This is a genomic window from Streptomyces sp. NPDC034049 (assembly GCF_055575575.1).
In genome coordinates this window covers 805,122-823,812 of the sequence record NZ_JBVISJ010000001.1, presented here as the reverse complement: position 1 = coordinate 823,812, position 18,691 = coordinate 805,122, and the positions used below count along the sequence as shown (strand labels likewise).

Sequence of the window (18,691 nt, the reverse complement as noted above, 5' to 3'; positions counted from 1 at the left end):
GCGTTCGCACGCGTTCACTCAGCCGCAACACCCGTTCCCAGAATGCGGACAAACACCCGTGTGACCTCGACAGACGGCACGTCGCGCTGTCAATCTCACGCCATGCGTCCTGTCCCGCGAACCGCGCGCTCCCCGCGCCGTGCCGCCTCCGCCGCCATAGCCGCCCTGCTCGCCGTCGTCGCGGTGGGCTGCGCCCCGCAGCCGGAGGAGGACGCCTCCGGCTCGGCCTCCTCCGCGGCGTCCGGATCCTCCTGCGCCAAGGGCGACTTGAGCACGAAGACGTCCGGCAAGCTGACCGTCGCCACCGACGAACCGGCGTACGAACCCTGGTTCAAGGACGACCCGAAGAACGGCGAGGGCTTCGAGTCGGCGGTCGCCTACGCCGTGGCGAAGCAGCTCGGCTACGACAAGGCGGACGTCGTCTGGCAGAGCGTGCCCTTCAACAAGGCCTTCGCGCCGGGGGCGAAGACCTTCGACTTCGACATCAACCAGGTCTCGATCAGCGACGAGCGCAAGAAGGCCGTCGACTTCTCGTCGGGCTACTACGACGTGCGCCAGGCCGTCGTCGCCCTCAAGGGCTCCGCCGCCGCGAAGGCGACGAGCGTCGCGGACCTGAGGAAGCTGCATCTGGGCGCCCAGGTCGGCACCACCAGCCTGAACTACATCCAGGACGTGGTGAAGCCGACCCGGGAGGCCGCCGCGTACGCCAAGAACGACCAGGCCAAGTCCGCGCTGAAGAACGGCCAGGTCGACGCGATCGTGGTCGATCTGCCGACCGCGTTCTACATCACCTCGGCCGAGGTGACGGACGCGAGGATCGTCGGCCAGTTCGAGAACCAGGGCGGCACGCCCGAGCAGTTCGGGCTCGTCCTCGACAAGGGCAGTGCCCTCACGTCCTGCGTGACGAGCGCCGTGGACGCCCTGCGCGAGGACGGCACGCTGGCGAAGATCGAGCAGGAGTGGCTCTCCGACGCCGTCGACGCCCCGGTCCTCAAGTGACGGTCGTGAAGCAGGAGCCCGGCCCGGAGGGCGCGGACGACCACGGTGACCCGCCCGGCGCGGACGACGGCTACGTCCCCTCGCGCCGGCGGCTGGACCGGGAGCGCCACAGGCGTGACCGGGCCCGCCGCGCCACCGCCGTCGCCGCCCTGTCGACCCTGGTCACGGCTGTCGTCCTCTACCTGGTCGTCGTCAACGCCCCCGGCTGGCCGCGCACCAAGGAGACGTTCTTCAGCGCGGAGTACGCGCGCGAGGCGCTCCCCAAGGTCCTCGAAGGGCTCTGGCTCAACGTACGGCTGCTGCTGGTCTGCGGCGTCGCCGTGCTCGTCCTCGGCATGCTCATCGCCGTCGCGCGGACCCTGCGCGGCCCGGTGTTCTTCCCGCTGCGGGCGCTGGCGGCCGCGTACACCGACTTCTTCCGCGGACTGCCGCTGATCATCAACCTGATGATCGTGGTCCTGGGCGTGCCCGCGCTCCGGCTCCAGGGGGTGACCGTCGACCCGGTCCTCCTCGGCGGCACCGCGCTGACGCTCACGTACTCGGCGTACGTGGCCGAGGTGTTCCGCGCCGGCATCGAGTCCGTGCACCCCTCGCAGCGCGCGGCGGCCCGCTCGCTGGGCCTGACCAACCGGCAGGCCCTGCGGCACGTCGTGCTCCCCCAGGCGGTACGCCGTCAGGTGCCGCCCCTGCTCAACGACCTCGTGTCGCTGCAGAAGGACACCGGCCTGGTCTCGATCGGCGGTGCGATCGACGCGGTGCGCGCCGCCGACATCATCGTGGGCCGCAGCCTCAACTACACGCCCTACATCGTCGCGGGACTGGTCTTCGTCGCCCTGACCATCCCGATGACCCGCTTCACCGACTGGGTCACGGCCCGCATGGATCGGCAGCGGGCGCAGGGAGGGACGACATGAGCGACAGCCGAGACACCGTGGAGGCCGGGCAGGCCGGGCGCGCCTCCGAGGCTGCCCCCGTGCTGCGGATGGAGTCCGTGCGCAAGACCTTCGGCGGCTCCGTCGTGCTGCGGGACGTCGATCTGGAGGTCGCCCCGCACACCGTGACCGCGCTGATCGGCGCCTCCGGATCCGGCAAGTCGACGCTGCTGCGCTGCGCCAACCTCCTGGAGGACATCGACGACGGGGCGATCTGGCTGGACGGCGAGGAGATCACCGACCCGCGCGTCGACCAGGACGCGGTCCGGCGGCGCATCGGCGTGGTCTTCCAGTCGTACAACCTGTTCCCGCACATGACGGTGCTGGACAACATCACCCTCGCCCCGCGCCGGGTGCACGGCGTTCCCCGCGCGGAGGCCGAGGAGCGGGCGCGGGAGCTGTTGGACCGGCTGGGGCTGAGCGGGAAGGCGGGCGCCTATCCCGACCGGCTCAGCGGCGGTCAGCAGCAGCGCGTGGCGATCGTGCGCGCCCTGGCCGTACGCCCCCGGCTGCTGCTCCTCGACGAGATCACCGCGGCCCTCGATCCGGAGCTGGTCGGCGAGGTCCTGAACGTCGTCCGTGATCTGAAGGCCGACGGCATGACCATGGTCCTGGCCACGCACGAGATGAGCTTCGCCCGCGATGTCGCCGACCAGGTCTGTTTCCTGGACGGAGGTGTCGTGCTCGAACGCGGCACCGCGGACCAGGTCTTCGGCGACCCGCGACGGGAACGTACGCGTCAGTTCCTGCGCCGGATCGTCGACGCGGGCCGCTTGTAAGGGGCGCCCGCCTGGAGATCGGGCGTTACCGGACGGGATCGGGCGCGGGGCTCACGCGTCCGCCCGGCCCGCCCCCGCGAGCGCGGCGACGCGCTCCACGCCGAACACATAGCCCTGCACCCCGCACCCGGCGATCACCCCGTCGGCGCGCAGGGAGACGTACGAGTGGTGCCGGAACGTCTCGCGCTGGTGGATGTTGGAGATGTGCACCTCCAGCACCGGCAGTCCGTCGCAGGTGTTGAGGGCGTCCAGGATCGCCACGGAGGTGTGCGAGTAGGCGCCCGGGTTGATGACGATCCCGCTGTGGTGGAGCCGGGCCTCGTGGATCCAGTCGACCAGTTCGCCCTCGTGGTTGGACTGCCGGAAGTCCACCGTGCCGCCGTGCGCGGCCGCCGCCTCGGCACACATCGTCTCCACGTCGGCGAGGGTGTCCGAGCCGTAGATCTCGGGCTGGCGCTGCCCCAGGAGGTTCAGGTTGGGGCCGTTGAGAATCATGATCGGGGCGTGGGCCAGGCTGCGGGGCACGGTTCCTCCGGTCCGTTCGGGGTGGGCGGCCCGTCGGGACCGCCGCTCGCCCCCGGTTTATCACGGTGAAACCGCAGGGCAGGAGGCCGTACCCTCCCCGCATGACCACACCCTCGTACCCTCCCAAGCCCTCCCCCGGCGACCGGGTCGCCGTCGTCTCGCCCGGCGCCGGCCTGCCGGAACTCTTCCCGCGCCCCTTCGAACTGGGCCTGGAGCGGCTGCGCGAGGAGTTCGGGCTCGAGCCGGTCGAGTATCCGACGACACGGAAGATGGGCACGACGCCGAAGGAGCGGGCGGACGACCTGCACGCGGCCTTCGCCGACCCGGACGTCAAGGCGGTGCTGACGTCGATCGGCGGCGACGACCAGATCACCGTGCTGCCCTTCCTGGACCGGGAGTTGCTGCGGGCCAACCCCAAGCCGTTCTTCGGACTGAGCGACAACACCAACCTGCTGGCGTACCTGTACAACACCGGGATCGTCGGCTACCACGGCGGCACCGTGATGACCGCGCTCGGCAGGTCCGGCGCCATGGCGCCGCTGACGGCCGACTCCCTGCGCGCGGCCCTGTTCACCTCGGGGCCGTACGAACTGCGGCCCGCCGAGCGCTTCAACGACATCGACCGCGACTGGGCCGACCCGGCGACCTTCGACGCGGAGCCGACGACGGTGCCGGGCGCCGGTTGGACCTGGGTGAACGCCGACCGCGTGGTGGAGGGCCGCAGTTGGGGCGGCTGTCTGGAGATCCTCGGCTGGCTGCTGATGGCCGACCGCGAGGTGCCGCGCGATCTGTCCGTGTTCGACGGCGGGGTGCTCTTCCTGGAGACCTCGGAGGAACTGCCCGGTGGCGAGGAGGTCTTCCGCACCCTGCGCAACATGGGCGAGCGGGGTCTGCTCCGCCGCTTCTCCGCGCTGCTGATGGGCCGTCCCAAGACCTGGTCCTTCGATCGCCCCAACACCCCGGAGGAGGCGGCCGGTTACGCGGCCGGGCAGCGGGAGGCCGTCCTGCGCGCCATGCGGGCGTACGCCCCCGACGCCACGATCGTCTTCGACGTGGATCTCGGGCACACCGATCCGCAGTTCGTCGTCCCCTACGGGGGCGTGATCCGGGTGGACGGGCCCGCCCGGCGCATCACGGTGACCTACTGAGAGCCGTTGACGCCTCCTGGACCACCTTGGCCTCGCACGGGCCTCCGCACGCCCCCGTAACCGCCCGTCACCGTGGGTAGTTGAGGCGGCATGCAACCTGCACGCACCGTGAAACCGCCCTCCATGCTGCGGCTGGCGTCCGCCTCGCTCGCCGGGACGGCCATCGAGTTCTACGACTTCTTCGTCTACGGGACGGCGGCGGCCCTCGTCCTGGGGCCGCTGTTCTTCCCGACGTTCTCGCCCCTGGCCGGGACCCTCGCGGCCTTCGCGACGTTCGGGGTCGGGTTCGTGGCGCGTCCGCTCGGCTCGGTGCTGTTCGGGCACATCGGGGACCGGCACGGGCGCCGACCGGTCCTCGTCGGTTCGCTGCTGCTGACCGGGGGCGCGACCGTGGCCGTCGGCTGCGTCCCCACCTTCGACTCGATCGGTGTCACCGCCCCCTTCCTCCTGCTCGTGCTGCGCTTCCTGCAAGGGCTCGGGCTCGGCGGGGAGTGGGGCGGCGCGGTGCTGCTGACGGCGGAGCACGCGCCGGCCGACCGGCGCGGACTGTGGTCGAGCTTCCCCCAGGTCGGGCCGGCGGTGGGCTTCCTGCTGGCCAACGGGGTGATGCTGGCGCTCTCGGCCACCCTGACGGAGGCCCAGTTCGCCGCCTGGGGGTGGCGGGTGCCGTTCTGGGCGGCGGGCGTGCTCGCCCTCGCGGGGCTGTGGCTGCGGTCGTCGCTCACGGAGAGCCCGAGGTTCCTGGAGATCGCCGAACCCGCGCGGGTGCCGCTCGCCGAGGTGGTGCGCGACCACTGGCGCCTGGTCCTGCTGACGGCGGGCGCGCTCGCCGTCGGGTACGCGGTGTTCTACTCGGTGACGACCTGGTCCCTCGCCTACGGCACGGAGCGGCTCGGGGTGAGCCGCACGGTCATGCTGACCTGCGTCATGGGCGCCGTGGTGGTGAAGGGCGCCCTGACACCCGTGGCGGCGGTGCTCGGCGACCGATACGGACGGCGCCCGATGTGCCTGATCGGCTGCGGCGTCACCGTGCTGTGGATGTTCCCCATGGTCGCGCTCCTGGCGACCGGCGAACCCCTGCTGATCTTCTTCGGGTTCCTCGTGGCGATGCTCGGCTTCGTCACCATGTTCGCCGTCATCGCCGCGTACCTGCCCGAGCTGTACGAGCCCCGGGTGCGCTGCACGGGGGCCGCCGTCGGCTACAACCTCGGCGGGGTGCTCGGCGGCGCCCTCACCCCGATCGTGGCCACCGCCGTGGCGCAGGGCGGGCGGGTGCCTTGGGGTGTGGGCGCCTATCTCACCGGGATCGCCCTGCTGAGCCTCGGCTGCTTCGCCCTGCTGCCGGAGACCCGGCCGGTACCCCTGACGGCGTCGGCGGAGGCGGAGCCCGCGACGGGATGAGCCCCAGGTCCTACGGGTTCACCGCCAGCTCCAGATACGCCGCGAACAGCACCAGGTGCACTCCGCCCTGCAGCGGTGTCGCGCGTCCCGGCACCACGGTCAGCGAGGCCACCACGACGGTCAGGGCGAGCAGCACCATATGGGTGGCACCGAGGCCGAGGACGAGCGGTCCGGAGAGCCAGATCGAGGCGAGGGCGACGGCCGGGATGGTGAGGCCGATGCTGGCCATGGCGGAGCCGAGGGCCAGGTTGAGGCTGGTCTGGACGCGGTCGCGGCGGGCGGCGCGCAGCGCGGCGATCGTCTCCGGCAGCAGCACCAGCAGCGCGATGATCACACCGACCACCGCGTGCGGCAGCCCCGCCCCTTCGACACCGGACTCGACGGTGGGCGAGACGCCCTTGGCGAGGCCGACCACGCCGATGAGCGCCAGGCCGAGCAGTCCGAGGCTGATGCCGGCGGTGCGGGCCGACGGCGCCTCGGCGTGGTCGTCCTGCGTGATCACCTCGCCCATCCTGGTGATCGGCAGGAAGTAGTCCCGGTGCCGCACGGTCTGCGTCGCGACGAACAGCCCGTACAGAGCCAGTGAGGACAGTGCCGCGAAGGTGAGCTGGGCCGTGGAGAACTCGGGGCCCGGCTTGCTGGTGGTGAAGGTGGGGAGCACCAGGCTGAGCGTGGCCAGTGTGGCGACCGTGGCGAGGGCGGCGCCGGTGCCCTCCGGGTTGAAGACCGCGAGTCCGTGGCGCAGTGAGGCGACGAGCAGGCAGATGCCGACGATGCCGTTGCAGGTGATCATCACGGCGGCGAAGACGGTGTCCCGGGCGAGGGTCGCGCCCTTGTCCCCGCCGTCGGCCATCAGCGTCACGATCAGGGCGACCTCGATGATCGTGACGGCGACCGCGAGGACGAGGGAGCCGAAGGGTTCACCGACCCGGTGCGCGACGACCTCGGCGTGGTGCACGGCGGCGAGGACGGCGCCCGCGAGCACCAGGGTCACCAGGGCGACGGCCCCAGGGGGCAGATCACGTCCCCAGGTGAGAGCAAGCAGGACGACCGCGGCCACCGGGACGACAGCAGTCCATCGCGTCGTGAGCGACCGGAGCCGAGCGAGCATACGGTGATCCTTTCAGACGTGAAGGGGCCCCGCACTCCGGTCGACGCGTGGAACTGCGTCTCCATGGTGCGGGGCCCCATCCGTGTATCAGGTGCGGTGTCGGCCTCCGTCAGGCCTCGACACTGTCCTTGTCCGCGCCTTCGGCCTGGTCCTGATCGGCCTGGGCCTCGGCCTGCGCCTGCTTCTTGGACGCGATCAGGCTGGTGATCGTGGTGATGATCAGCACCGCGCAGATCACGCCGAGAGACACCGGGATGGAGATCTCAGGGACGTGTACTCCGGACTCGTGCAATGCGTGCAGCACCAGCTTCACACCGATGAAGCCGAGGATGACCGACAGACCGTAGGACAGGTGGACCAGCTTCTTCAGCAGGCCACCGATGAGGAAGTACAGCTGTCGCAGGCCCATGAGCGCGAACGCGTTGGCCGTGAAGACGATGTACGGGTCCTGGGTCAGGCCGAAGATCGCGGGGATGGAGTCCAGCGCGAAGAGCACGTCCGTGGTGCCGATGGCGAGCATCACGACGAGCATCGGCGTCATGACGCGCTTGCCGTTCTCCTCGATCCACAGCTTGGTGCCGTGGTACCGGTCGGCGACGCCGAAGCGCTTCTCGGCGGCCTTGAGGAGCTTGTTCTCCTCGTACTCCTCGTCCGCCTCGTCGGCCCTGGCCTCCTGGATCAACTTCCAGGCGGTGTAGATCAGGAAAGCGCCGAAGATGTAGAAGACCCAGGCGAAGCTGGCCAGGATGGCCGCGCCCGCGGCGATGAAGATCGCGCGGAGCACCAGGGCTATCAGCACACCGATCAGCAGCACCCGCTGCTGGTACTGCGAGGGCACCGAGAACTTCGCCATGATCAGCACGAAGACGAAGAGGTTGTCGACGCTCAGGGACTTCTCGGTGATGAAGCCCGCGAAGAACTCTCCGGCCGGCTGACCGCCGCCGAAGACGAGCAGCCCGAGTCCGAAGAGGGCGGCCAGGACGATCCAGACGACCGTCCAGATCCCGGCTTCCTTGATGGACACGTCATGGGGCTTGCGGCCGATGAAGAAGTCGACCGCGATGAGGGCGGCAAGGCCCACCACTGTGAGGACCCAAAGGGTCACGGAAACATCCACTGCGCCTCCGGCAGTACGTAACGGCAAATTTCAGCGTCGTCGCTACCGGAGGTCTCTTCCACCCGGTCCTCCAGGGCGTTCCACAACGCCTGGTGCCGCCGGGCCGACGCCCCGGGATCTGGATCGATCCGTATTGACGGGTACGCCGCAGCATGTAGGGAGTACTCCCCTCCGCACGAAAAGAGTACCCAATCACCAAGAATAGGTAAAGGGCGAAGCAAAGAAAGAATCAAAACCGCAGGTCAACGGCCTTTACGAGTGCTTGGTACGGGCCCTGGGCAGGGGCGTTCCCGGTGGTGCTCAGCGGTTCCAGGAGCGGCGGGCCTCGGCGACCCGGGCGAGCACGTCGTGCATGACCCTGCTGCCCGGCGGGATGCTCGACGGCTCGTACGTCCACGCGTGCCCGACCCAAGGGTCGGCGAGGTGATCGTCGGGGGTGGGGGTGAGTCGCATCAGCGAACGCCACAGCGGGTCGAGCAACGGCCCGTAGGCGGCGGCCTCCTGCCGGTCGGCGACCATCATCAGATGGACCCCGACAGCGGGGCCCTCGTCCGCGAGATAGCGGAGCTGGGTGACGGCGCGGTCGTCGAAGCCGTGCGGGAAGTCGTTGACGATCAGCAGTTGTTCGGCGGTGTCGAAGCCGGGGGGCAGCGCGTCGGCCGCGCCACCGCGCACGGCCATCTGCACGAGGTCCACGCGCTGGGTGAGCCGCCCCAGCACCTCCGAGACACCCGCCGCTCCGGCGACGGGCGGCCCGGCGAGCACACCGGCCTGCGTCAGGGGCGCCAGCGCGGACGAGCCCGCTCCGGCCGCGTCGACGACGTGCACGGCGAACTCGCCCGGCGGGTAGACCGCGAGGAGTCGGGCGGCCAGCGCCACCGCCATGTCCAGCGCCAGGCGGCGGAGCTCGTCGGAGTCGGCGAACGAGTCACGGGAGCCGGAACGGCCGCTGTCGATCCACAGGCCGCGCTCCAGCGGCAGCCGGACCAGCATCGGGATACGCACGTCCTCGCTCTCCGGCAGATGGAGATCTCCCAGACGCAGGGCCATCGGGATCTCCATCGGCACCCGGTAGCCGTGCCAGACCGGGTTGTCCCAGCTCGCGTACGCCGGGGGCAGGGCGGGCTCGACGACGTCCGCCTCGGCCCCGAGCTGCGCCAGGTCCCGGTCGAGAGCGGCCCTGGCCTGGTCGACGAGCTGGGCGTGCTTGGCGCGGGCCGCCTCGCGCGCGGCGTCGCCCTGGCCGCTGATGCGGCTGCGCGGGTCGGACAGGACCTTGTCCAGCTCCTGTTCCATCCGCGACTCGGCGAAGTCGACGGCGCTGCGGTAGGCGGCCGTGGTGCGGGCGAGGTCCTCGAACATGCCCCACACCTGGTTGTAGAGCCGCTCCTCCATGGACCAGCCGGTCGCGTCCCCGGCGACGGGCCGCGCGGGCTGTCCCGGCTCGGCCGGGGGCGCGGTCGGCGCGGGCGGTGGCGGCGCGGTGGTCTGGCGGCCGGGGTGGGTGTAGTTGACCGGGCCGCCCGCGGTGGCCGGGCCGGGCTGGCCGGTGGCCGGGTCGGCCGGGGTGGGGCCGCCGTGCTGCGCGGCCGCGGTGTGATCGGGCAGCGTGCCGTCGTGCGGGGAGCCGTACGGGGGTGTCGTGCCGTACGGCGAGGTGGGCTGGTGACCCTGGGACGGCGCGGGGTTGCCCGTCATGCCCTGGGGGGTCGCGCCCTGGGGTGTCGCGCCGCCGTGGGTCTCGTCGGGGCCCTGTGCGGGTGCGGTCGTCCGGCGCGGGCGGTCGGCGTCCGGCAGCCGGGGTGGAGGGGCGGCCACCGAGCGGGCGAGGCCCTGGGCCACCGCCTCGTTGATGCTGCCGGCCAGCTGCTGGGCCTGCGGCAGGCCCTGGTCGGCGAGCAGCGCCGCGAGGCCGCCCGCGTACCCCTGGCCGACCGCGCGGACCTTCCAGGCGCCCTGCCTGCGGTACAACTCCAGGGCGACGACGGCCGACTCCGGTTCGAGGTCGGTGATGGTGTAGCTGGCGACCTCGGTGCCGTCGAGTCCGGTGACGGCGACGAAGGGGGCGGCCACGGCGCCGAAGCGCGCCGGGCCGCCGGTTCCCATGGGGAGGGCGAGCAGCACGGTGACCCGGTGCACGGACGGTGCCAGGGCGTCGAGGTCCACGGCGAGGCGGTGGTCGGCCGCCGCCTGCCTCGGCACCTCGATGCCCGGGAGGGTGGGCGCGCCCGGGTGGGCGACCCACTCGACACCGTGCACGCGGCCCTGCTCGTCGCCGAGGGTGGCCCCGGCCACGATCGGCGTGCCGGCCGAGACGCGGATCTCCAGTCGGACCTCGGGCAGCGGATGGTTCTGCCCCCGGACCAGCTCGGCCGTCATCGACTTCGTCCCCCTGTGTCGCGTGCTCTGTGTAGTCGGTGCGTGCCTACAGGACCGGCAGGATCGCCGGCATCAGGTCCTGGAAGGTGCGGCCGTTGGCGGGAGAGCCGATGGCGGTCATCTGCCAGCCCGCGCCCGCGCGGTGCACCTTGGCCATGATCTGGGCGGTGTACTGGCCGCCGCCCGCGAGGGTGTAGCGCGCCAGCTCCTGGCCGTTGGTCTCGTCGACCAGGCGGCAGAACGCGTTCTGCACTTCCTGGAAGGTCTGGCCCGTGAAGGAGTTCACGGTGAAGACGATCTGGTCGATGTGGACCGGGACCCGGGCCAGGTCGACGAGGATCGCCTCGTCGTCGCCGCCCTGGCCGACGCCGCCGACCAGGTTGTCGCCGGTGTGGCGGACGGAGCCGTCGTCGCTCACCAGGTGGCGGAAGAAGACGACGTCGACGGGCTGCTTGTCCGCGAACAGCACGGCGGAGGCGTCGAGGTCGATCTCACGGGTGCGGGATCCGAACAGGCCGCGCCTGGGGGCAGCCTGCCAGCCGAGACCCATGCGCACCGCGGTCAGGCTGCCTCCGTCGTTCTTCTGCAGACTGATGGCCTGACCCTTGGTCATGTTGACGGTCACGCGCTGATTCCCCTCTCGACTGTCCCCTGTTCCCGCGGAGTCCGCGGATGTGCAGCACCTTACGCAGCGGCGCTGACATTGCCGCAGCCTGTGTCGCACTTTGTGTCGGTCTTGCAACACAGCGCGCCGACGCCGGAGGAGGGCCCCTCCCCCGGCGTCCGTGGGGAGGTCAGGCCAGGCCCGCCTCCTTCATCTGCCGCAGTTCCTTCTTCATCTCGGAGACCTCGTCGCGCAACCGGGCGGCGATCTCGAACTGCAGCTCCGCTGCGGCCGCGCGCATGCGCTCGGTCATGTCCTCGATCTGCCGGGCGAGATCGGCCGCGGGGCGGTCGGTCGGGACGGTCTCTCCGGCCTTGGCCCTGCCCTTGGCGGACTTGGCCGCCTTGCCGCCGAGGGAGGGCACGGGGGCCTTGGCACCCTTGCCCTCCTTGCCCTGGCGATAGCCCGAGCCGAGCAGCTGCTCGGTGTCGACGTCCTCGCGGGCGATCTGCGCGACGATGTCGTTGATCTTCTTGCGGAGCGGCTGGGGGTCGATGCCGCGGGCCTTGTTGTACGCGACCTGCTTCTCCCGGCGCCGGTTGGTCTCGTCGATGGCCTTCTCCATCGCCGGGGTGATCTTGTCGGCGTACATATGGACCTGGCCCGACACATTGCGCGCCGCGCGGCCGATGGTCTGGATCAGTGAGGTCCCGGAGCGCAGGAAGCCCTCCTTGTCCGCGTCGAGGATCGCCACCAGGGAGACCTCGGGGAGGTCGAGGCCCTCCCGAAGGAGGTTGATGCCGACCAGGACGTCGTACTCACCGGCGCGCAGCTCGCGCAGCAGTTCGACGCGGCGCAGGGTGTCGACGTCGCTGTGGAGGTAGCGGACCTGGATGCCGAGTTCCAGGAAGTAGTCGGTGAGGTCCTCGGCCATCTTCTTGGTGAGGGTGGTGACGAGGACGCGCTCGTCCTTCTCGGTGCGTTTGCGGATCTCGTGCACCAGGTCGTCGATCTGGCCCTCGGTGGGCTTGACGACGACCTCGGGGTCGACCAGGCCGGTGGGGCGGATGATCTGCTCGACGTGGCCGTCGGAGCGGGACAGCTCGTACTGGCCGGGGGTGGCCGAGAGGTACACCGTCTGGCCGACGCGTTCCTGGAACTCCTCCCATTTCAGGGGGCGGTTGTCCAGGGCGGACGGCAGCCGGAAGCCGTGGTCGACGAGGGTGCGCTTGCGGGAGGCGTCGCCCTCGTACATCGCGCCGATCTGGGGCACGGTCACGTGGGACTCGTCGATGACGAGGAGGAAGTCGTCCGGGAAGTAGTCCAGCAGGGTGTTCGGCGGGGAGCCGGGCTCGCGGCCGTCGAAGTGCATCGAGTAGTTCTCCACGCCGGAGCAGGAGCCGATCTGGCGGAGCATCTCCAGGTCGTAGGTCGTGCGCATGCGCAGCCGCTGGGCCTCCAGGAGCTTGCCCTGCTTCTCCAGCTCGGCGAGACGCTCCCCCAGCTCCTTCTCGATGTCGTTGGCGGCGCGCTCCAGGCGCTCGGGGCCGGCGACGTAGTGGGAGGCCGGGAAGACGTACAGCTGCTGGTCGTCGCTGATGATCTCGCCGGTGAGCGGGTGGAGGGTGGAGAGGGCCTCGATCTCGTCGCCGAACATCTCGATGCGGACGGCGAGCTCCTCGTAGACGGGGAAGATCTCGATGGTGTCGCCGCGGACGCGGAAGGTGCCGCGGCTGAACGCCAGGTCGTTGCGGGTGTACTGGATGTCCACGAAGCGGCGCAGCAGCGCGTCCCGGTCGAACTCCTCGCCGACCTTGAGGGGGACCATGCGGTCCACGTACTCCTGTGGGGTGCCGAGACCATAAATACAGGAGACGGAGGCGACCACGACGACGTCGCGGCGGGTGAGCAGCGAATTGGTCGCGGAGTGCCGCAGGCGTTCCACCTCCTCGTTGATCGAGGAGTCCTTCTCGATGTAGGTGTCCGACTGCGGGACGTAGGCCTCGGGCTGGTAGTAGTCGTAGTACGAGACGAAGTATTCGACCGCGTTGTTCGGCAGCAGCTCGCGGAACTCGTTGGCCAGCTGGGCGGCCAGTGTCTTGTTCGGCGCCATCACCAGGGTCGGGCGCTGGAGCTTCTCGATCATCCACGCGGTGGTGGCGGACTTGCCGGTGCCGGTCGCGCCGAGCAGCACGACGTCCTTCTCACCTGATCCGATGCGCCGGGCGAGGTCGGCGATGGCCGTGGGCTGGTCGCCGCTCGGCTGGTAGGGACTGACGACCTCGAAGGGCGCCACCGTGCGTTCGATCTTGGAAACGGGCCGCATGCAATCCACCGTACGACCCCGCACTGACAACGGGCTCCGATCAGCGATTCTGCGGTGTGCGGGAACGTCGCTCGCGGTGCTCCTGATCGGTGCGGGAGTCCGGGTGCCGGCAGGTGTGGGCGGTCGCCTGGGCCGGGATCCCGGGCCGGCGCTCGACCGGGGCCGTGTAGAACCTGCCCATGATCATGAACGGGTCGAACATGACGACGACGCCCGCGAGGAGCAGGAACACCAGGGGGCCGATCATCAGCGGGGCGAGCAGGGCGGCGGAGGAGGAGCCGTCGGCCGGGGCCGAGCCGGCGGCGCTGTGGAGGTGGACGCTGAGGGCGGCCATGCCGGTGTAGTGCATGCCGCTGACGGCGATCCCCATGACGAGGCTCGCGCCCACGCTCCACAGGAAGCCGCGGACCTGTCCGGCGGCCCACAGGGCGGCGATCGCGGCCACCACGGCGATGACGACCGAAGCGGCCACGGTGACGGTGTTGTACTCGAACGTGCCGTTGAGCCGCATGCCGGCCATGCCCAGGTAGTGCATGGAGGCGATGCCGAGGCCGGTGATGGTGCCGCCGGTGAACAGCGCGGCGCCGGTGGCCCCCTTGGAGGCGACCATGAAGATCCCGATGCCGACCATCACGATCGCAACGGCCAGGCTCGCGAACGTGGTCAGCGGGTCGTACTGGATCGGGGTCTGCAGGACCTTGAACCCCATCATCGCGACGAAGTGCATGGTCCAGATGCCGGAGCCGATGGCCGCCGAGCCCAGCGCGAGCCAGCCGACCCGCCAGCGGCCGTCCACGAGCATCGATCTGGTGGTGCAGCGCAGGCCGAGCGCGCCTCCGAGGCAGGCCATGAGATAGGCCACCACCGGTGTGACGAGTCCGTAGCTGAAGCCGTCGACCGTGCCCTGCATTCGCGGCTGCCTTTCCCGCCCTGTCGCGTCCCTGGATTTCGTGCAATGCCCCCAGCCCCGGCACCGCCACGACGGTCAGGGTTGTCGCAGAGAGTATGACCCCCACCGGAATGGTCGAACGATTTTCCGGCAAAGAAACACGGCCTTGCCCCACTTGTGCGGTGCCCGTGAGCGGACTTGGGCAACTCCATTCAATTCATGGCCATCCTGCACCCCTCTGCCGTTGACCCTCTGCTGTCACTCTTGAGCTGACCGTGATCGATCGACGAGAGGAGTACGCATGCACGTGCGCGCAGTTGCCGCCGCGACCACAGCGTTCTTGGGGGCCACCGTCCTCCTGCTCCCCACTTCCGCCGCCCACGCGGCCGCCGACGCCGGCAATCCACTGGTGATCGCGCATCGCGGAGCCTCCGCCTATGCGCCCGAGAACACCCTGGCCGCTGTCGACAAGGCCCACGAGATGGGCTTCGACTGGGTCGAGAACGACGTCCAGCGCACCAGTGACGGCAGACTCGTCGTCCTCCACGACGCGACGCTGGCACGGACGACCAACGTCGAGGACCTCTATCCCGAGCGCGCCCCCTGGAACGTGGCGGACTTCACCGCCGCGGAGATCGGGCACCTGGACGCGGGCAGCTGGTTCGGCGACGCGTACGCGGGCGCGCGCGTGCCCACACTGGAGCAGTACATGCGGCGGGTCTCACGCAACCACCAGAAGCTCGTCCTGGAGATCAAGAACCCGCAGCTCTACCCGGGGATCGAGCAACAGACCCTGAAGGTCCTCGGCAACGAGGGCTGGCTCGGCCCGGCCCACCTGGAGAAGCTGGTGATCCAGAGCTTCAGCGCCGACACCGTCCGCCGGGTCCACGAACTGAGCCCGGCGGTGAAGACCGCTCTGCTCGGCACACCGGACATCGCCGACCTGCCCGAGTACGCGACGTTCAGCGACCAGATCAACTCCTCGTACACGACCATCTCCGAGTCCTATGTCGCCACGATCCACGCGCTCGGAGGTCCGCACGGCAAACCGCTGGAGATCCTCACCTGGACCGTGAACGACGCCGCCAACGCCCGCCGGGTGGCCGACTACGGCGTGGACGGCATCATCACCAACAAACCGGACGTGGTCAGGGACGCCACCCAGGGCTGACGCGGCCGGCGGTGTGCGTTCCGGCGGAACGCACACCGCGGTCGTTGTCAGTGGCGACCCCTACGGTGGTCCCATGAACAGCCATGCGCAGGACGAGCAGCACGTGGCGTGGGCCGTCGTCGGCTCGGACATCGGCCCGCTGCTGCTGGCCGCGACGGACGAGGGCCTGGTCAACGTCGTGTTCCACGCCACGGACCCGGTGCGCGACCGGGCTCTCGACCGGCTCGCCTCCCGCCTCGGCACCACTCCGGTGGAGGCTCCCGGCGCGCCTCGGCTGGCCGAGGCCATACGTCAGTTCGAGGCCTACTTCGCGGGCGAGCTGCACGACTTCGCGCTGCCGCTCGACTGGTCGCTGATCTCGGGGTTCCACCGTCAGGTGCTGCGCGAACTGGCGTCGGGCGTCCCCTACGGCTCGGTCGTGGGCTACGGCGATCTCGCGCGGCGCGTGGGACAGCCCGGCGCGGCCCAGGCGGTCGGTGTCGCGATGGGGTCGAACCCGCTGCCCGTGGTGGTGCCGTGCCACCGGGTGGTGGAGAGCGACGGCGGCATCGGCGGGTTCGGCGGCGGCCTGGAGACCAAGCGGAGACTGCTGGCGCTGGAAGGGGTGCTGCCGGAGCCGTTGTTCTGAGGATCCCGTGGACGGCCTGTGCGCGTCTCCGTGCGTAACCTGTGCGCGTCGGTGCGTGGCCTGTGCGCGGAGGCCGGCCGGAAACCGCTCGCGACGGCGGCCGGGGCGGCGCTATTCGTAGTGCCGCGCCTCGAAGATGTTGCCGTCCGGGTCCCGGAAGTAGAAGCTTCGCCGGGCCGGTCCGCGGGCGCCGAAGGAGTCGTGGGAGACGTCGGAGACCGGGACCTCCTGTTCCTCCAGCCGGCCGCGCAGCTCGTCGAAGTCGGGGCCGGGCATGGCGAGGCAGACGTGGTTGACGGGGTGCCCGGAACCGGCGGCGGCACCCGGCACCATCCGCATCTTCGGGGCCATGGCCAGCGGCATGAGGTCGAGGATGGTCTCGTCGTTGACACGGACGGAAGGGAAGGGCGCCTGTCCCGCCGTGTACTCGGTGACCCTCACGGGTTCCAGGCCCACGGCCTTCTCGTAGAAGCCGGCCGCGGCGATCGGCTCCCGCACCCAGAGGACGACATGGTCGAGTCGTGTCGTGTTCTCCTTCATGCACCTCAGGCTGGTGTCCTGCACCACAGCGCGCAAGGGTTTGGCCGGGCGCGCCGTCCGCCAGGGATGAGGGAAGAACGTCAGACAGGAGGCAAGCGCGTGCTGGTGGTGTCCGAAGAGGTGCGGGAAGCGGTTGACGCGCGTCGACCCGTGGTGGCGCTGGAGTCGACGATCATCGCGCACGGGCTGCCCCGCCCCCGCAATCTGCAGGTGGCGCTGGAGCTGGAAGAGGTCGTACGGAGTGAGGGCGCCGTACCGGCGACGATCGCCGTGCTGGACGGGCGGCCCCATATCGGCCTCGACAAGCAGCAGTTGGAGCGCGTCGCGAACGAGGACGGCATCCGCAAGCTCGGGCATCGCGATCTGCCGCCGGCGGTGGCCGCGGGCGTGAGCGGGGCGACCACCGTGTCGGCGACCGCCCAGCTGGCGGCAGTCGCGGGCGTACGGGTGTTCGCGACGGGTGGGCTCGGGGGCGTGCACCGGGAGTGGACGGTGACCCAGGACGAGTCCGCCGACCTGGGGCTCCTCGCGCGTACCCGGATCACGGTGGTGTGCGCGGGCGTGAAGTCGATCCTCGATGTGCCGGCGACCCTGCAGCGGCTGGAGACGCTGGGTGTCGCGGTCGCCGGGTACGGCACGGACCGCTTCCCCGGCTTCTATCTGTCCGACTCGGGCCACCCGGTGGAGTGGACACTCGGGTCTCCGGGCGAGGTCGCGGACGTCATGCGGGCGCAGGACGCGCTCGGCGGCCCCGAGTCGGCGCTGATCGTCGCCAACCCCGTGCCGGAGGAGAAGCAGCTCGATCCCGAGCTGCACGCGCGTGTGCTCGCGGAGGCTCTGGCGGCGTGCGAGGCGGAGGGCGTCACGGGCCAGGCGGTCACACCGTTCCTGCTGAGCTACCTCGTACGGCACACCGACGGCGCCTCCCTGAGCGCCAACCTGGCGGCCGTACGCGGCAACGTACGGCTCGCGTCACGGATCGCGGCGGCCTGGGCCGGAGCGTGAGGTGACCCGGCGCGGCGTGAGCGAACCCGGTGGCGCGGTGAGCGGGTTCGGTGGTGCTGGGGGCGGGTCCGGTGGTGGGGGCGGGGCGCTGCTCGTCGTCGGGGACGTCGTCACGGATGTCGTCGCCCGGCACCGCGGGCCGCTCACGGTCGGCACCGACACGACCTCCGCGATCCGGACGCTACCGGGCGGGGCGGGCGCCAACGTGGCCTGCTGGGCGGCTCATCACGGCTGCGCGGACGTGCGGCTGCTCGGACGTGTGGGCACGGACAGTGCCGCCTGGCACGAGCGGGAGCTGCGGGCCTCGGGCGTGCGCCCCCGTCTGGTGGTCGACCCGGAGGCGGCCACGGGGACGGTGATCTGCCTGGTGGACACGGGCGCCGCGGCCGAGCGCACGTTCCTCACGGACAGCGGTGCCGCGCTGCGCCTCGATCCGGACGACTGGGCGCCGTCGTTGCTCGACGGGGTCGCGCGGCTCCACCTCTCGGGCTATCTGTTCTTCGCCGAATCGAGTCGCGCACTGGTCGCCGTGGCCCTGGAGTCGGCACGCGCGCGTGGCGTGCCGGTGAGTGTGGATCCCGCGTCGGCGGGCTTCCTCGCGCGGTTCGGCGTGGACCGTTTCCTCGCGCTCGTCGAAGGGGTCGATGTGCTGCTGCCCAGCCGCGACGAGGCCCACCTGCTGACCGGGCTGCCCGATCCGGCCGACGCGGCGGCCAAGTTGAGCCGACTCGTGCCCCTGGTGGTGGCCAAGCAGGGGGCCGAGGGCGCGCTCGTGGCGCGCGGGGGCGGTGTCGTGGCCCGGATCCCGGCGGCGCCCGCCACCCCCTGCGACACCACCGGCGCGGGCGATGCCTTCACGGGGGCGTTCCTGGCGGCGCTGCTCGCGGGCGCGGATGCCGAGGAGGCTGCGGCCGAGGGGTGCGGGGCGGGAGCGCGAGCGGTGGAGAAGGTGGGCGGGAGACCGCCGGGGGCCGAACGGGCGCCGTGACCGGGCGGCTGGGCCGCACCCCTCGCGTCGCCGGATCATCCGTCCCGTCGCCGGATCGTGCCTCCTGTCGCCGGATCCTCCCTCCCGCCGTCGGATCGCCCCTCACGCTGCGGGAATCCCTTCCATCGCCGGTTCTCCCGTGCCCGTCG

At 70.9% G+C, this 18,691-nt stretch carries 17 protein-coding genes; 9 read left to right on the top strand and 8 right to left on the bottom strand.

All coding sequences use genetic code 11. The features are described from left to right. Positions 1-102 precede the first annotated feature (102 nt). The 3 genes from ACZ52C_RS03635 to ACZ52C_RS03625 are packed head-to-tail and all read left to right on the top strand — an operon-like array spanning position 103 to position 2,710. A complete protein-coding gene (locus ACZ52C_RS03635) occupies positions 103-999 on the top strand; it encodes an ABC transporter substrate-binding protein (protein ID WP_469073208.1) in 897 nt (298 codons plus the stop codon). Continuing rightward, positions 996-1,913 carry an amino acid ABC transporter permease gene (locus ACZ52C_RS03630; protein WP_469073207.1) on the top strand — a complete coding sequence of 306 codons (918 nt, stop codon included), beginning with the start codon at positions 996-998 and terminating at the stop codon, positions 1,911-1,913. The genes ACZ52C_RS03635 and ACZ52C_RS03630 overlap by 4 nt, the downstream gene beginning before the upstream one ends. Then, positions 1,910-2,710, top strand: coding sequence for an amino acid ABC transporter ATP-binding protein (locus ACZ52C_RS03625; protein ID WP_469073206.1), 801 nt, complete (start codon positions 1,910-1,912; stop codon positions 2,708-2,710). Before ACZ52C_RS03630 ends, ACZ52C_RS03625 begins: the two co-directional genes overlap by 4 nt. Before the next feature lie 51 nt (positions 2,711-2,761). Here ACZ52C_RS03625 and aroQ read toward each other — a convergent pair whose 3' ends face one another. Next, positions 2,762-3,235 carry a type II 3-dehydroquinate dehydratase gene (aroQ, locus tag ACZ52C_RS03620; RefSeq protein ID WP_469073205.1) on the bottom strand — a complete coding sequence of 158 codons (474 nt, stop codon included), beginning with the start codon at positions 3,233-3,235 and terminating at the stop codon, positions 2,762-2,764. Positions 3,236-3,336: 101 nt separating this feature from the next. On the opposite strand from aroQ, the gene ACZ52C_RS03615 reads away from it, so the two are divergent. Continuing rightward, on the top strand, positions 3,337-4,383 hold the full coding sequence (locus tag ACZ52C_RS03615) for a S66 family peptidase (RefSeq protein WP_469073204.1): 1,047 nt from the start codon (positions 3,337-3,339) through the stop codon (positions 4,381-4,383). Positions 4,384-4,506: 123 nt separating this feature from the next. Beyond that, positions 4,507-5,784 (top strand): MFS transporter, encoded by a 1,278-nt coding sequence (locus ACZ52C_RS03610; RefSeq protein ID WP_469073424.1) that lies wholly within the window; start codon positions 4,507-4,509, stop codon positions 5,782-5,784. Positions 5,785-5,794: 10 nt separating this feature from the next. Here ACZ52C_RS03610 and ACZ52C_RS03605 read toward each other — a convergent pair whose 3' ends face one another. From ACZ52C_RS03605 to ACZ52C_RS03580, 6 genes are all read right to left on the bottom strand, one after another. Then, positions 5,795-6,895, bottom strand: coding sequence for a calcium:cation antiporter (locus ACZ52C_RS03605; RefSeq protein ID WP_469073203.1), 1,101 nt, complete (start codon positions 6,893-6,895; stop codon positions 5,795-5,797). 109 nt (positions 6,896-7,004) lie between these two features. Beyond that, positions 7,005-8,012: a TerC/Alx family metal homeostasis membrane protein gene (locus ACZ52C_RS03600; RefSeq protein ID WP_469073202.1), complete on the bottom strand. Its 1,008-nt coding sequence runs from the start codon at positions 8,010-8,012 to the stop codon at positions 7,005-7,007. A 300-nt stretch (positions 8,013-8,312) separates the two neighbouring features. Beyond that, complete coding sequence (locus tag ACZ52C_RS03595) at positions 8,313-10,391, bottom strand: TerD family protein (protein WP_469073201.1); 2,079 nt, start codon at positions 10,389-10,391, stop codon at positions 8,313-8,315. Positions 10,392-10,437: 46 nt separating this feature from the next. Continuing rightward, on the bottom strand, positions 10,438-11,016 hold the full coding sequence (locus ACZ52C_RS03590) for a TerD family protein (RefSeq protein WP_184895455.1): 579 nt from the start codon (positions 11,014-11,016) through the stop codon (positions 10,438-10,440). Between the two features lie 169 nt (positions 11,017-11,185). Continuing rightward, on the bottom strand, positions 11,186-13,321 hold the full coding sequence (gene uvrB, locus ACZ52C_RS03585) for an excinuclease ABC subunit UvrB (RefSeq protein ID WP_469073200.1): 2,136 nt from the start codon (positions 13,319-13,321) through the stop codon (positions 11,186-11,188). A 40-nt stretch (positions 13,322-13,361) separates the two neighbouring features. Then, positions 13,362-14,231, bottom strand: coding sequence for an MHYT domain-containing protein (locus ACZ52C_RS03580; protein WP_469073199.1), 870 nt, complete (start codon positions 14,229-14,231; stop codon positions 13,362-13,364). Between the two features lie 280 nt (positions 14,232-14,511). On the opposite strand from ACZ52C_RS03580, the gene ACZ52C_RS03575 reads away from it, so the two are divergent. After that, a complete protein-coding gene (locus ACZ52C_RS03575; protein WP_469073198.1) occupies positions 14,512-15,381 on the top strand; it encodes a glycerophosphodiester phosphodiesterase in 870 nt (289 codons plus the stop codon). A gap of 73 nt (positions 15,382-15,454) precedes the next feature. Further along, positions 15,455-16,009: a methylated-DNA--[protein]-cysteine S-methyltransferase gene (locus ACZ52C_RS03570; protein WP_469073197.1), complete on the top strand. Its 555-nt coding sequence runs from the start codon at positions 15,455-15,457 to the stop codon at positions 16,007-16,009. Between the two features lie 111 nt (positions 16,010-16,120). On the opposite strand, the gene ACZ52C_RS03565 is transcribed toward ACZ52C_RS03570, so the two are convergent. Then, complete coding sequence (locus ACZ52C_RS03565; protein ID WP_469073196.1) at positions 16,121-16,549, bottom strand: VOC family protein; 429 nt, start codon at positions 16,547-16,549, stop codon at positions 16,121-16,123. A gap of 99 nt (positions 16,550-16,648) precedes the next feature. Here ACZ52C_RS03565 and ACZ52C_RS03560 point away from each other — a divergent pair, with 99 nt between their 5' ends. Both ACZ52C_RS03560 and ACZ52C_RS03555 read left to right on the top strand, forming a co-directional pair. Next, positions 16,649-17,554: a pseudouridine-5'-phosphate glycosidase gene (locus tag ACZ52C_RS03560; RefSeq protein ID WP_469073195.1), complete on the top strand. Its 906-nt coding sequence runs from the start codon at positions 16,649-16,651 to the stop codon at positions 17,552-17,554. Positions 17,555-17,591: 37 nt separating this feature from the next. Further along, positions 17,592-18,542: a carbohydrate kinase family protein gene (locus ACZ52C_RS03555; protein WP_469073423.1), complete on the top strand. Its 951-nt coding sequence runs from the start codon at positions 17,592-17,594 to the stop codon at positions 18,540-18,542. Positions 18,543-18,691 lie beyond the last annotated feature (149 nt).

Bases quoted from the DNA above. Each gene is read 5' to 3' on its own strand.
- ACZ52C_RS03635 (WP_469073208.1), top strand. From the start codon at position 103: ATGCGTCCTGTCCCGCGAACCGCGCGCTCCCCGCGCCGTGCCGCCTCC.
- ACZ52C_RS03625 (WP_469073206.1), top strand. From the start codon at position 1,910: ATGAGCGACAGCCGAGACACCGTGGAGGCCGGGCAGGCCGGGCGCGCC.
- ACZ52C_RS03615 (WP_469073204.1), top strand. From the start codon at position 3,337: ATGACCACACCCTCGTACCCTCCCAAGCCCTCCCCCGGCGACCGGGTC.
- ACZ52C_RS03610 (WP_469073424.1), top strand. From the start codon at position 4,507: ATGCTGCGGCTGGCGTCCGCCTCGCTCGCCGGGACGGCCATCGAGTTC.
- ACZ52C_RS03605 (WP_469073203.1), bottom strand. From the start codon at position 6,895: ATGCTCGCTCGGCTCCGGTCGCTCACGACGCGATGGACTGCTGTCGTC.
- ACZ52C_RS03595 (WP_469073201.1), bottom strand. From the start codon at position 10,391: ATGACGGCCGAGCTGGTCCGGGGGCAGAACCATCCGCTGCCCGAGGTC.
- uvrB (WP_469073200.1), bottom strand. From the start codon at position 13,321: ATGCGGCCCGTTTCCAAGATCGAACGCACGGTGGCGCCCTTCGAGGTC.
- ACZ52C_RS03580 (WP_469073199.1), bottom strand. From the start codon at position 14,231: ATGCAGGGCACGGTCGACGGCTTCAGCTACGGACTCGTCACACCGGTG.
- ACZ52C_RS03575 (WP_469073198.1), top strand. From the start codon at position 14,512: ATGCACGTGCGCGCAGTTGCCGCCGCGACCACAGCGTTCTTGGGGGCC.
- ACZ52C_RS03570 (WP_469073197.1), top strand. From the start codon at position 15,455: ATGAACAGCCATGCGCAGGACGAGCAGCACGTGGCGTGGGCCGTCGTC.
- ACZ52C_RS03565 (WP_469073196.1), bottom strand. From the start codon at position 16,549: ATGAAGGAGAACACGACACGACTCGACCATGTCGTCCTCTGGGTGCGG.